Origin of the sequence: Alteribacter lacisalsi (assembly GCF_003226345.1) — a bacterium.
GTDB classification, from domain to species: Bacteria; Bacillota; Bacilli; order Bacillales; family Salisediminibacteriaceae; genus Alteribacter; species Alteribacter lacisalsi.
Window position 1 is genome coordinate 1,852,677 of the sequence record NZ_PDOF01000001.1, and the last position, 12,287, is coordinate 1,864,963.

The following is a 12,287-nucleotide window of genomic DNA, read 5'->3' on the forward strand; positions in this document are numbered from 1 at the left end:
GTCCTTCCATTGTCACGTATACTTATTGTAGATGATCATATTGTTGTTGGAGAAGGTACGAAAGCAATTCTTGAACGAAAGGGAAGCTATGAAACAACGTTTATCCCTGACAGTCACGAAGTAATGGATATTCTGAAACAGGATCCGGCCTTTGACCTGGTGCTTCTTGATTTACAGATGCCCGGAATCAATGGACTGGAACTGTCCAGGGAAATACTGAATTACGATCCGGATATGAAAATCGTAGTTTACACCGGTCTGGAAATTACCGATCATTTTAACCTCCTCCTTGAAGCTGGTGTAACCGGTTTTATCAGTAAAACGGCAACAACAGATCAGCTCATCCTCGCTATTGAAGCTGCTCTCGATAACCACGTCTATCTGCCGGTAACAGTTATGCGGAAATTTCGGATTATCGAAAAGGATCGGCAATCAGCAAACGGAAAGAATAATGATCATGACACCAGGATTTCATTAAATGCCAGGGAACAGGAAATTATGCACTACGTGTCTGCCGGGCTGACAAATAAGGAAATCGGTGAAAAACTCTACATAAGTCAAAGAGCTGTTGAATACAGTCTCACCTCCATTTTCAGTAAGCTTAAAGTTAAATCCAGAACAGAAGCACTTATGAAAGTAAATAAGCACCAAATATCAAACAAACAATCCTGACTAACTACTTCTTATGTATTACTTTATCTGTCTTCTCAGCAAACTGCCACGAAAGAAAACCATGTTTGACCGAAGTTTTACTTCGGAATACCGCAAGATCCCTGGAACTTTTTCCAAAACCTATCACGAAGCCGTTTCGGCTTCTTTTTTATTGCGCCATAAGACATGCGCTGCTCTTAAAAACAGGGTTTCATGCGCAATACCGCAAAACTGAAAATGACCGGGGAGTGAATTTTCTGTATATTCCGAATTCTTATTGCGCTGTGCCGAACCCTATATTTCGGTGAAACTTCCCTTCACCCTTTATATACTTAAGCTAATCAATTTTCCAAAAATTGAAATGAACAGCAAAGGAGGCCCTGCAGAGTACAGACGTCGCTCCCGGTCTTTTCCTTGACTTTAAGATCTGCCCTTTACAAGTAAAGAATGACTATACTTACTGCAATTTAAAGTCAAAAAAACACATTTCCAGGAGGTAATTATATGGATACGCTCACAATGTATGAAACACCAGAAATTCAGGTTAATCAGTATGATCTGGTCGAAGATTTTGCCTGGTTCCTCGTTTTTATTGCCGTTCTTCTAGCTCTTGGCGCCACGGTTGTTCTTGGTGCCGCCGTCTGGTGCCTTGCCAATGGAAACGGATCATTTACCGGTGGTACACAATGGGACAGTGGACTCAGAATCTGGATTGAGTGCAGATAAAAGGTTTTGAAAAAGAGAGTCTCCCCTTACCGGGAAGGAAGGGGAGCACTCTTCTTTCATTCATTGACACTCTTACTAAAATGACTGAAAGGATGCGTTTTATGATTTTAATAAAGGACCTTACGAAAATGTACGGCCGGAAATTCTGCGCAGTAAAAAACGTTTCCCTCCATATTAAAGAGGGATCACTTACAGGTCTTGTAGGTCCAAATGGTTCAGGAAAGACAACGATTATTAACAGTATACTAGGGGTCGTTAACGCTTCAGAAGGGACAGTCAGATTAAAGAATCACCTGAACACTTCCCGGACATTTAAAAGACATGTTGCCTATGTACCCGATGATCTACTTCTCCCTGAAGTCCTGACCGGGCACGAATACCTTAAATTTAAAGCTTCTATGTACGAACTTGATGTCTCCACAAAAGAAGACAGATGCCAGTCACTCAGCCGGCTTTACTCCATGGAGCAGGCTCTGCACGAACCGATTGAAACCTATTCCCACGGCATGAAAAAGAAAACCCAGCTGATGGCTGCATTCATGCTGTCAAGCCGTTTTCTAATTCTGGATGAACCGTTCAGAGGCCTTGATGTAGAGGCGGCCATGATTACGAAAAAAATGCTTCACAGCTATAAAAGCAAAGGAAATGCCATACTTCTATCTACACATGATCTCCTGGCTGCAGAAACCTTCTGCGATCAGGTGGCGATCCTCGTTAAAGGAACTAAAGTGGCAGACGATTCCGTGCTGAAGCTCAAGATGCTTTACGGAGCCAGGACTCTTGAAGAGGTTTTCCTGAAGGCCTCCAATCTTCAGGAGAGGAGCCGGGAATATGACCAAATCATTTCTAATCTCTGACCTGATCATTAAACAATGGAAAAAAGAAGTGGGAAAGCTGTTATCAGAAGACCAATGGAAACGCACAGCCGTTTTACTCTCCTTTATTCTTATTATTTTCACAGCAGGTGGAGCCGGCTATTCAATAACGCAGACGCTGCTGTCTATGTTTCTGCAGGGAGATGAGCGTTCACTGGTTCTTCTTGTCTTTTCCATGTTCATCAACACATCCATCTTTTCATTTCTGCTTTATGTGATCTTTAAAACAATGACGCCTGAACAAGACCGTCTCCATATACAGCTTTCCTGGTTCCCGGTTTCCTCGTTTGAAAAACAGACTGGATACTTTATTCCGTTTTTAGGCGTGATCACGCTGCTCGTCATGTCTTTTATGGGCATCCTCCTTATTCCCGGGCTCTTGTTTGAAGGGATCGGCATCCTGTTTATCTTGTTTTTCTTTCTTGGTCTTACCGTGCAGTCTCTTTTTATTGTTTCAATTGTTCATGGAGCTTATCAGCTGGCCTACTTCATAACCAGCAGACTTCGGTTCCCCTTTCCAAAACATATTTCATTACTGCTGATTATGCTTGCAGGAATTGCTGCTGGTTTTCAATCCATTCAGACAGATAAAATTATTGGTGCATATGAAGCCTTTACCTACGATTTGTTCTATATGACGGCACCTTTTTTTCTGATTTACGATAATCTTTTGTCTGTTATGACCGTAAATCTTCATATCATCGCAGGGGTTGTCATTGCCGGGCTGTTTTCCCCCATTCTGGCGATGCTCCTGCCAGTGCCTGTGAAGGAGCAAAAAAAATGGAAGCTGCTGTCATCCATTCCTATGCCCCGAAATAAATTTGGTGCTGTTATGAGCAAGGAACTGAAAACGCAGGCAAGAAATGAAGATAATATTCTCATGTTCCTGGTTGTGCTCATACTGCTTGGTGCTGCCGGTTTCTTTTTCGAACTGCACAATGCTGTTTTTCTCCTGTATATTCTTGCTGGCATCACAGGTTTATCCGGTCTGAATTCCTATGGAAACGATCATCATTTATTTAAACTCTACAATTTATACAGCCTGAATGCAGGAAAAATCCTTCTCGCAAAGCTCGCAGCCTTATGGTCATTTTCCATTGCCCAGTTTTCAGTGTATGCTCTGTTTTTTATAGGAGCTGGAGCGGGGATTATGCAATGGATGATCTGCCTTCTTATCCTGATCAATGCCAATCTCCTCCTTTTTATTGCCGGAACCATTATACCTATGAACAGAAACAGTCCATTGACCGGAATGATCTCCTTTTCCTGTCTTCTGATTGTTCTGGTGCCTCTGCTGTTCATTATGAACTCTGTTCTTACCGCCGCTGCTGCTTCGGTTCTTATAACCTTTGCCGTGCTCCTCGAGGCAGCCCTGTTTGCAGGGGCCTATCATTCGGTGAAATGGAGGTTATCCAGTGAACCTTTATGATATCCCCTATCTACCGGCTGGTGTAAAGCTTGTTCCTCAGCAGTTGATTGATGAGAAAACCGGAATTACCTTTCCTGTAAACCGAACAGCATCCATGATGATTGATGAAATTGACGGCAGGAAATCTGCAGCAGAAATTATTGATAAACTTGCAGAGAAATTTCCGGTCGACAGAAATGTGATTGAACGTGATGTAACAGCTTTGTTCGATAAGCTGTCAAAGCAGCACCTTCTGAATACAGAAGCAGGGCGTAAAGCCCCGGCAGCCAGGGTGATCAGCCTCTTCTTCCGTCAGTACCAGCCTGGTTTCAGACATCGTTATGAGGAAGATTTTACATCATTTTTCTTTCTGTTTCTGTTTCTCTTCTCGATTGTGTTCAGGAAAATAGGTGTATTTTTCCTTCTATTTCTTACCCTTTCCCTGGGTAGCTATATATTTTTTCAATTTGACATCAGTCTGACGATCGCCATGTACTTTTCAGTTGTCTACATTGGCCTTCTGAGCAGCTTTGCTCTTCATGAAACCTGTCATGCTTATTTCTTCAGAAGAAGATCAGGCACCAGCACTACAGCCGGTTTCATTGCAAGTGACTGGATGTCTGTAAAATTTGTCCGACCTGCTGTTGACAAACATGGGAACAGCATGTGGCTTGTAACCCTGCTTGGCCCCCTGATTCCGGGGATTACAGGCGTCTTTGGAATTATTGCGACAAACACCCTGATTACCGAGCAGGCTATGATGTATGCCTTAAACAGTTTTTTCGCTGTTTTTCTGCTTCATCTCATTTACCTTACGCCATTTTTCGGTGATGGCAAGGTACTGCTGAAGAGGCTATTATTTAACAAAGGAGTGGCTTAACATGTCGACCACAACTGTCATTAAACGTTCGTTTACTATTTCCGGAGCTGTATCCCTGCTTGGAGTTCCACTTGTTACCGTTGCTTTCCTTATTACCTACATTTTTGCCGATACTTCTACAGCCTTTATGTTTAATACTGTCAATGTGGCTGTGGATGCCTCTAGCGGGGCGATGACATTTGATGTAGGTTCAGGTTATTTATGGCTCATTGCCATTGTTTTTGGTGTTACGTTCGCACTGGCTGTTTTTGTAAACATACTCATTAAAAAAAATCAGCAGAACCGGCAGTGAGGGTATAAAAATGAGACTCGCAATATACGGCACCTTCTTTACTGTCGCACTCGCTGCTGTTATTTTTATTATGTTTCAGCCTCCTTCCGAACAAATTACAGCGTCCAGTTCCATTGATATGATCCATAATAAGAACTCCGTGCTTTCGTTCGGCGATCAGGATGCACCGGTTTCCATTGTCGAATACTCAAGCTTTCAATGTCCAAACTGCCGAACACTTCATGAAAACACAGGGTCTCTGCTTAAAGAAAAGATTGCAGACGGTACTGTGCACTACACATTTAAGCATGTAGCTTTTGAACATTTTGCCTTTGATAACGTTATTTTTGAACATGTGACTGAAGAGAATTCGGCGGATCTTGAAACCGTATCACATATCTTTTCTTCACAGCCTGCCTGGTCCAACTATTCGGATGCTGCCGACGTTCTTAAAGATCTTAAACTTAACAGCCCTGCAGGTGAAATCGATGAGCGTCAGGTGGAAATGGAGCAGGCTATGTGGGAATTTGAAGAGCTGGGTCTCCGCGGGGTGCCAACTATGTTTATTAATGGCAGACAATTTTCAGGAAGCTATGATGAGGCGTTTATCAGAAACATCATTGAGGAGGAGAGCCGGTAATGCAGAGCTTTCATTAAATTGGACCTGCCATGTCTCCCTTCGGAGAAGACAAAGGATACACTGGGAAAAGTCCCCCAAAAGGCGGGGCTTTTCTTTTACTGTTCCATTTACTCAGGACTTATGGTTTCTTTTTACCTCAGCCGCTGTGATACGATTTAATTAAATATACAAAAATACTTATCTGATTGTGAAAGGCGGTTTCCTGCTCCAGATGATGGATTTTGTCCAGACTGACTACGTTGTTCTCATCCTTGCACTATTTCTTATCATCGGCGTTCTGACTACGAAATTCTCCACCAGGCTCGGCGTTCCCGCCCTGATTCTCTTCATTGCCGTCGGTATGCTTGCCGGCAGTGACGGCCTAGGCTTTATTTACTTTGACAACCCATCCTACGCACAATTGATCGGGATCCTTGCCCTGATCGTCATCCTTTTTGAAGGCGGTCTGTCCACCAAATGGGCGACCATTAAACCTGTTGCCGTTCCTTCCCTTGTCCTGGCGACAGCAGGGGTCATTATTACGAGCGGTGCCGTGGCAGTGGTAGCCACGCTCCTGCTTGACGTTACCTGGCTGGAAGGGCTTCTGTTCGGTGCAATTGTCGGCTCGACTGATGCGGCCGCTGTTTTCGCTGTGTTAAAAGGGCAGAATATTAAATCCAGGCTCGGAGCGACGCTCGAGGCAGAGTCAGGTACAAACGATCCGATGGCCATGTTTCTGACACTCGCTCTGATTGAACTGATTATGATTGACGAACAGCGCCTCTGGCATACTGCAGGTACATTCTTTTTCCAGATGGGGCTTGGTCTGATTCTCGGTCTTGCCATCGGCTGGCTGGCTTCCAAAATGATTAACCAGATTAACCTCGATTCAGGCGGGCTCTATCCGATTATTGCCATTGGTTTTGCTCTTCTCACATACAGTGTGACCGCCAGTGTCGGGGGAAGCGGTCTTCTGGCCGTCTATGTTGCCGCGCTTATCATTGGTAATTCCGAACTCACATACCGCCATACGATCTTCCGCTTTAATGAAGGTTTTGCCTGGATGATGCAGATTTTGATGTTTATCATTCTCGGTCTTCTTGTTTTTCCGGCACAGCTTTTCACTTGGGACGTTATTATAAATGGACTGATTATTTCGTTCGTTCTGATTCTGATCGCACGGCCGATTGCCGTATGGGTGTCCACGCTTGGTTTCCGCTACACATGGCAGGAAAAAACGCTGCTTTCCTGGGCCGGACTTCGCGGTGCCGTACCGATCGTACTTGCCACGTTCCCGATGATCGCCGGATTCGATAATGCGCAGCTGTTTTTTAACGTGGTCTTTTTCGTTGTTCTTACTTCGGCACTCATTCAGGGGTCGACCATCTCCCTGTTCGCTGAAAAACTGGGCCTCACGGGACCTAAGCTGGTCACCCCTCTTCACTCCCTTGAGCTTGTCTCCATCGGGCAGGCGAACGCGGAAATGGTGGAGTACACGGTGAATGAAGAGACGAAAATTGCGGGCAAGACTCTGATGGAGATACAGTTTCCCGACGATGTTCTGATTAATGCAATTATACGTGACGGTGAACTGATTACGCCTTCCGGGGAAACGGACCTCTATCCGAATGATATTCTATATATCCTTGTGTCACGCACGAGTAAAAAAGACCTGAAAGCGCTCCTTGGCGAACGTGACAATGTACCGGAAAACTGACTTCATTTCCCAGCGGCGATGCGGACTTGTTTTCATTCTCGATGTGCAACCTAGTTGCGAAAGGGAGTGACAAACATGAATCAGTCCATTCGCGATTACATGAGCAAAGGCTGTGCTTCCTGTACGCCTGACCAGAGCATTCAGGAAGTCGCAGCCTTAATGGAACAAAATGACTGCGGGGCCATTCCTGTTGTGGAAAATGGCCAGATCCGCGGGATTATTACAGACCGTGACCTTGCCCTTCGTGCGACAGCCCACAACCTGTCTCCGGATACGCCATGCTCTGAGTGCATGAGCGATACGGTTACAGTTGCAGACTGTAACATGGATGCACACGAAGCTGCCCGGCTTATGGCCGAGAAGCAGATCCGGCGTCTGCCGGTTGTGGAGAACGGGCAGGTCATCGGTATGCTTTCCCTCGGAGATCTGTCGACTCAGGACAGCTTTGAGGATGACGCCGGCCATGCCCTCAGTAGCATTTCCTGTAAGGCTCACCATCCGAATAACTTGCAGTAAGCTCTTTTCACGAAACAGCCGCCCTTGTGAGCGGCTGTTTTTTTAGCTTCCGTGAAAATGATTAAAGGGAGGCTTCACTACACGCCGTCCGTTCGGTTTCCGCGGCGATGCCGGCAAGCCTCCGCGGGCTTCGCCCTGCGTGGTCTCGCCTGGCCTCCATTGCCGCAGAAGTCTCACTGCCGGCGTGCAGCTTCGCAAGTAACCAACTGACCATTTTAAAACGGTCATGGTGTGAATGAATTCCCATAAGTGTTTGTGTTGATCGTACCGTGGTTTTTTTGTTTTGTTGAACATGTACCGGATTTCAGGTACGATGTACTTACTTTTAGAGATCGCGGTGATGAGTGTGTTAAAGGATACAGGTGAACGGGTCATTCCCGAAGTCATGAAACCATTGAACGGGCTGCTTCTGGAACATATGGCCCGCTATCATTTCTGTGCCCCTTATGTAAGAGGCAGGGTACTCGATATTGCGTGCGGCACCGGGTACGGGTCGCAGTTTCTGGCAAAAGCAAGAAAGAATGTGATTACCGAAATGTTTGGGGTTGATATATGCGCAAAAACGATTGACTACGCCATCAAGCATTACTATCACCCGCTGCTTAAATTCCGGACCGGCGATGCGCTGGATCCTGACCTGAAGACAGAGATCGGCACCTTTGATACCATTCTTTCGTTCGAAACAATGGAACATGTGCCGGACGATCGGGCCTTTCTCAGCCGAATGAGTGACCTCCTAAATCCCGGTGGAACACTGGTAATATCCACGCCTTTTGGAGAAGGACGCGGTATTCCATGCGGCCAGGAATACCACTATCATCAGCTTACGGAAGCGGAGTTCGTTTCTCTTTTTCACCAACCGGAGTACGGTTTCGAAGACGTGTCATTCTTTTTCCAAAATGGTGTGGTAATTGAGAGCACAAAGCGCGACGGGGTTCACTATCCGCTTGGGCTGGCGGTCTGTAGAAAATAAACCATAGAATTAACCGTTTTTCTGCCGCCAATTTCTGCAATGCAATATGGTAATCTGAAAGTACAAATAGATCTAACACAGGTGGTACATTATGAATAGGAAATTTCCAGCAGTTATCCTGTCATTTTTATTAGCTCTTCTTCTCGCTTCACCTGTCCATGCCCTCTCATGGGCATATGATTTTGTAGTGTGGGACGGGAAGGTATACGAAGTAACAGAGGAGGAACTGGCTCCTGAGGAAGTGGCCGGCCAGATCGGCTCTGTACGCACTCAGGCTAATGAAAATACAGGCAGTTACTACGGCAACGCGTCAAACGCTTATCCCAGAGGAACGCCCTACTTTTCCATTGATGGCGTGTCAGAGCGGGAAGCCATTGTCGTACAGGACGATGAAAGCAGGCTGCTTGTGGCAGAATTCAGGGACAGCGCTCCGTTTCACTGGATGAATGTGGTGATTGGTGCCATTCCATTCCTGCTGATACTCGCAGGGGTTGGGGCTGTTGTTCTAATCGGCATATATGTAAACAAAACAAGACAGCATGAAAAAACGTAACCATGTGGCAGGCCGCATGGTTACTCTTCTTTCCCGCTTCGTTCCATTTTCACTGTATAGGTGGTGCTTGCCACGGCAAAAACAGCAGCAGCAAACCACAGCCATGTATGGTCCCGCCCCTCAATAAATGCCAGAATACTGTTGATTACCAACAGAACGGACACAATGATGTAAAAAACAATGCGCTTCAACTCAACCTCTCCCTGAACATTGATCTGTTCATTTTAACATACATGAGAAGATGGGTTGAATGAAGAACTGTCCTGCCAATTAAGCAGAACAGCAGCGTGGTTCTTATTTACTTTTCGTACTGGTGTTTTTTTTCTTTTGTTACTTCTATGATCTCAATTTTACAGCACGATTGCTTTTTCATACCGTCTTTTTTTGAAAACCATTTTTTCATCATGAACTCACCCTCTTAAATAAAGTAAAATATCAGTCCCGCAGAAGTTGACATGCTCAGTACAGACAAAACAAACACCACGATCAGTTCCTTTTTGAAGATTGTTTTTAAAAGTACCAGTTCAGGAAGACTGGCTCCGGCCGAGCTGATCATCATGGCCATGACAGGTCCAGCTGCCATCCCGTTTACGATGAGCACCTGGGATATGGGAATCATACTGGAGAGGCGGATATACAGAGGAATACCTGCTGCCGCCGCCAGAGGGATGATCCACCACTGATCGCCGCCTAAATACATACTGATCCACTCGGAAGGAACCACACCGTGAATGAACGCGCCAATCCCTGCTCCAATAATCAAATACGGATATACGTTTTTCATCAGTACAAGTGTTTCATGCCACGCCCGGGACAGGGAAAACGATTTTTCCTCCTCCTCGTACCCTTTCATCACCACCTTCATTAAAGAACGTTCAAATCCGAATGCTTCCAGTGACAGACCAATCAGAAGGGAAAGGGATGCAGTCACAATCGTGTAGATGACTGCCACTTCCCAGCCCATAATCACTGCCATTATAGTGAGAATGGTTGGGTCGAGTACGGGTGATGCAAACAGAAACACCATGACAATCCCAAAGCGCACCTGATTGCGAAGCAGATTCACGACAACCGGAATGGTTGAGCATGAACAAAATGGAGTTAGAAAAGCAAACAGAAGAGCAATTGTTCCGCCAATAACAGGTGGTGTTTCCTTCAGCCAACCCTCCATTTTACGGTAGGGGATAAAAACCTGGAGTACATTTAAAACAAATGAGACCCCGACGAAAAGTACGGTAAGTTTCAGGGCAATGAATAAAAAACTCTGTACCGTTTCCATCATCATCAATCGTCACTCTCCCTAAAATCAATTATTTTTGATTTATAAATCAACAAAATTTGATTTATTGTGCTTAAGTAATCCCGGCGCTATCTGGCCGGGCGGAAAAGGCAGCACAGCTCTTCTGAGAGCAAGTGGTCAATGACTTCTGTGTTAATTGAATAGTAATTCCACGTTCCTCTTTTTTCCCGGAGAATCAGATCTGCATCCAGGAGAATCTTCAGATGATAGGAAAGCTTTGACTGAGGCAGGTCCAGCAGTTCTGTCAAATCACAAACGCAGGACGATCCCTGCCGGCAGAGTAATGATAAAAGGTGCAGCCGTTTCTGATCGGCAAGTGCTTTAAAGCGTTTCTCATACTCGGCAAAATCAGTACTTTTACCGGCTGTAAGTAAAGGTATGTTCAGCTTCAAACTGATCAGCTCCAATTCATCAATTTTTTTTGATTTAAAATCAGTATATGCCCTTCTTTTTCCAGTGTCAATATAAATATCAATTTTTTTTGATTTATTTTAAATGTTTTATATCCCTTTTCATGATACGGTGGTTAAAATGGACCATTCTGAGGTGATTCGTTATTTTTCCGTATCTGTTAATGATTATTGCTGTACTCCTTTACGCCGGCAACATTCTGGTTGGAAAGGCCATCAACGATCTTCCACCGGTAACAATTGCTTATATCCGGCTGCTTATTGCTTTTTTAATCCTTCTTCCTATTGGCATTCGCGCTGCCTGGCGTCACCGGAGCGCATTTCGAAACCATATCGGTCCCCTGCTGGTTCTTTCTTTAACTGGAATTGCGTTCTTTAATACGTTCATCTACGCCTCTCTCCAGTTTACGAGCACAACAAATGTAGCCGTTCTTGAAACCGTCATTCCTGTGGTAACGGTTATTTTAAGTGCCCTTTTACTGAAAGAAAGACTCCGGCTAATTCAGTGGACAGGCATTGCGATTTCTTTCGGCGGTGCTGTCTGGGTTGTCATGAACGGACAACCGTCTGCCCTAACAGGTTTTGACTGGAATAGAGGCGATAGTCTCATGATCGGGGCTATTTTAACATGGGCTGCCTATTCCATTGCGGTAAAAAAATACATGCATTTGTTTCCCCCATTCGGTGCGCTTCTCGTCATGACCGGCCTTTCTCTTGCCATATTATTTCCAATGATGCTTGGCGAATGGGTCATCACCGGAATCCCTGCCTTTGATGCAGGAAGTCACTCAGTGGCATTACTCTACCTCGGTATCTTTCCTTCATTTATCGCTCTTGTATGCTATAACCGTGCTGTTGATCTTATAGGGCCTTCCAAAGCCTCGGTATGTCTGAATCTCCTTCCTGTATTTACAATGATCGGCGCCTGGGCTTTACTTAATGAAACGATCACAGTCATGCAGATTGCAGGTTCAGCTGTGGTTATTGTCGGAGTGATGCTCACAACCCAGTCAACACGTAAAAAACAAGCAGGCACGGTCCCCTTGAAGAAAACCGTCTAACGGCTTTCCGTGTGGTCATACAAAAGTCCTCATTCGCATAGCTTTACAATGAGAAAGGGACTTTTTACTTCATCAAACGAGGGGCTGATCACATCATGGAAGGCTTCATTCTCGTACTTGTATTTATTCTTGCCACCGTCTTTTATTTTCTGCCTGTCATCATTGCTGTTTCCCGGGAAAAGGACAACGTTGCGGCGGTTGCCATTATGAATATTCTGCTCGGCTGGACGTTTATCGGCTGGGTGATCGCGCTTGTCTGGGCGTTCACTGACAAACGGGAAACAGCCGGATAAGGTTCACACTTCCTCCTCGGTTCTGAGGGGGTTT

At 45.2% G+C, this 12,287-nt stretch carries 16 protein-coding genes; 13 read left to right on the forward strand and 3 right to left on the reverse strand.

The genetic code is table 11. The features are described from left to right. Positions 1 to 9 precede the first annotated feature (9 nt). The 11 genes from CR205_RS09250 (at position 10) to CR205_RS09300 (ending at position 9,189) form a co-directional block, all read left to right on the forward strand. A complete protein-coding gene (locus CR205_RS09250) occupies positions 10 to 672 on the forward strand; it encodes a response regulator transcription factor (RefSeq protein WP_161524727.1) in 663 nt (220 codons plus the stop codon). A gap of 483 nt (positions 673 to 1,155) precedes the next feature. Continuing rightward, positions 1,156 to 1,377: a hypothetical protein gene (locus CR205_RS09255; RefSeq protein ID WP_236634728.1), complete on the forward strand. Its 222-nt coding sequence runs from the start codon at positions 1,156 to 1,158 to the stop codon at positions 1,375 to 1,377. Positions 1,378 to 1,478: 101 nt separating this feature from the next. Continuing rightward, the gene (locus CR205_RS09260; protein WP_110518862.1) at positions 1,479 to 2,234 is read left to right on the forward strand and encodes an ABC transporter ATP-binding protein; all 756 of its coding nucleotides are present in this window, start codon (positions 1,479 to 1,481) and stop codon (positions 2,232 to 2,234) included. Continuing rightward, on the forward strand, positions 2,209 to 3,681 hold the full coding sequence (locus tag CR205_RS09265) for a hypothetical protein (RefSeq protein ID WP_110518864.1): 1,473 nt from the start codon (positions 2,209 to 2,211) through the stop codon (positions 3,679 to 3,681). The genes CR205_RS09260 and CR205_RS09265 overlap by 26 nt, the downstream gene beginning before the upstream one ends. After that, a complete protein-coding gene (locus CR205_RS09270) occupies positions 3,668 to 4,540 on the forward strand; it encodes a PqqD family protein (RefSeq protein ID WP_110518866.1) in 873 nt (290 codons plus the stop codon). Before CR205_RS09265 ends, CR205_RS09270 begins: the two co-directional genes overlap by 14 nt. A gap of 1 nt (position 4,541) precedes the next feature. After that, positions 4,542 to 4,832: a hypothetical protein gene (locus CR205_RS09275; RefSeq protein WP_110518868.1), complete on the forward strand. Its 291-nt coding sequence runs from the start codon at positions 4,542 to 4,544 to the stop codon at positions 4,830 to 4,832. 10 nt (positions 4,833 to 4,842) lie between these two features. After that, the gene (locus CR205_RS09280; RefSeq protein ID WP_110518870.1) at positions 4,843 to 5,451 is read left to right on the forward strand and encodes a thioredoxin domain-containing protein; all 609 of its coding nucleotides are present in this window, start codon (positions 4,843 to 4,845) and stop codon (positions 5,449 to 5,451) included. Positions 5,452 to 5,665: 214 nt separating this feature from the next. Then, positions 5,666 to 7,147: a potassium/proton antiporter gene (locus CR205_RS09285; RefSeq protein WP_110519793.1), complete on the forward strand. Its 1,482-nt coding sequence runs from the start codon at positions 5,666 to 5,668 to the stop codon at positions 7,145 to 7,147. Between the two features lie 75 nt (positions 7,148 to 7,222). Next, a complete protein-coding gene (locus tag CR205_RS09290) occupies positions 7,223 to 7,663 on the forward strand; it encodes a CBS domain-containing protein (protein ID WP_110518872.1) in 441 nt (146 codons plus the stop codon). A gap of 313 nt (positions 7,664 to 7,976) precedes the next feature. Then, positions 7,977 to 8,636: a class I SAM-dependent methyltransferase gene (locus tag CR205_RS09295; RefSeq protein WP_236634729.1), complete on the forward strand. Its 660-nt coding sequence runs from the start codon at positions 7,977 to 7,979 to the stop codon at positions 8,634 to 8,636. Between the two features lie 91 nt (positions 8,637 to 8,727). Further along, a complete protein-coding gene (locus CR205_RS09300) occupies positions 8,728 to 9,189 on the forward strand; it encodes a hypothetical protein (protein ID WP_110518876.1) in 462 nt (153 codons plus the stop codon). A 20-nt stretch (positions 9,190 to 9,209) separates the two neighbouring features. On the opposite strand, the gene CR205_RS20255 is transcribed toward CR205_RS09300, so the two are convergent. The 3 genes from CR205_RS20255 to CR205_RS09310 all read right to left on the reverse strand — a co-directional run bounded on the left by CR205_RS20255 (position 9,210) and on the right by CR205_RS09310 (position 10,881). Further along, positions 9,210 to 9,380, reverse strand: coding sequence for a hypothetical protein (locus tag CR205_RS20255; protein ID WP_161524728.1), 171 nt, complete (start codon positions 9,378 to 9,380; stop codon positions 9,210 to 9,212). Between the two features lie 227 nt (positions 9,381 to 9,607). After that, positions 9,608 to 10,474, reverse strand: a complete 867-nt coding sequence (locus CR205_RS09305) for a permease (protein WP_110518878.1) — start codon at positions 10,472 to 10,474, stop codon at positions 9,608 to 9,610. A gap of 83 nt (positions 10,475 to 10,557) precedes the next feature. Beyond that, on the reverse strand, positions 10,558 to 10,881 hold the full coding sequence (locus CR205_RS09310) for an ArsR/SmtB family transcription factor (protein ID WP_110518880.1): 324 nt from the start codon (positions 10,879 to 10,881) through the stop codon (positions 10,558 to 10,560). A 182-nt stretch (positions 10,882 to 11,063) separates the two neighbouring features. On the opposite strand from CR205_RS09310, the gene CR205_RS09315 reads away from it, so the two are divergent. Beyond that, positions 11,064 to 11,960, forward strand: coding sequence for a DMT family transporter (locus CR205_RS09315; protein WP_110518882.1), 897 nt, complete (start codon positions 11,064 to 11,066; stop codon positions 11,958 to 11,960). A 95-nt stretch (positions 11,961 to 12,055) separates the two neighbouring features. Then, positions 12,056 to 12,253: a superinfection immunity protein gene (locus tag CR205_RS09320; protein ID WP_110518884.1), complete on the forward strand. Its 198-nt coding sequence runs from the start codon at positions 12,056 to 12,058 to the stop codon at positions 12,251 to 12,253. Positions 12,254 to 12,287: the final 34 nt, after the last annotated feature.

Coding starts and splice junctions, on each gene's coding strand:
- CR205_RS09255 (WP_236634728.1), top strand. CDS start 1,156: ATGGATACGCTCACAATGTATGAAACACCAGAAATTCAGGTTAATCAG.
- CR205_RS09260 (WP_110518862.1), top strand. CDS start 1,479: ATGATTTTAATAAAGGACCTTACGAAAATGTACGGCCGGAAATTCTGC.
- CR205_RS09265 (WP_110518864.1), top strand. CDS start 2,209: ATGACCAAATCATTTCTAATCTCTGACCTGATCATTAAACAATGGAAA.
- CR205_RS09275 (WP_110518868.1), top strand. CDS start 4,542: ATGTCGACCACAACTGTCATTAAACGTTCGTTTACTATTTCCGGAGCT.
- CR205_RS09280 (WP_110518870.1), top strand. CDS start 4,843: ATGAGACTCGCAATATACGGCACCTTCTTTACTGTCGCACTCGCTGCT.
- CR205_RS09285 (WP_110519793.1), top strand. CDS start 5,666: ATGGATTTTGTCCAGACTGACTACGTTGTTCTCATCCTTGCACTATTT.
- CR205_RS09290 (WP_110518872.1), top strand. CDS start 7,223: ATGAATCAGTCCATTCGCGATTACATGAGCAAAGGCTGTGCTTCCTGT.
- CR205_RS09295 (WP_236634729.1), top strand. CDS start 7,977: ATGTACTTACTTTTAGAGATCGCGGTGATGAGTGTGTTAAAGGATACA.
- CR205_RS09300 (WP_110518876.1), top strand. CDS start 8,728: ATGAATAGGAAATTTCCAGCAGTTATCCTGTCATTTTTATTAGCTCTT.
- CR205_RS09305 (WP_110518878.1), bottom strand. CDS start 10,474: ATGATGATGGAAACGGTACAGAGTTTTTTATTCATTGCCCTGAAACTT.
- CR205_RS09315 (WP_110518882.1), top strand. CDS start 11,064: ATGATTATTGCTGTACTCCTTTACGCCGGCAACATTCTGGTTGGAAAG.
- CR205_RS09320 (WP_110518884.1), top strand. CDS start 12,056: ATGGAAGGCTTCATTCTCGTACTTGTATTTATTCTTGCCACCGTCTTT.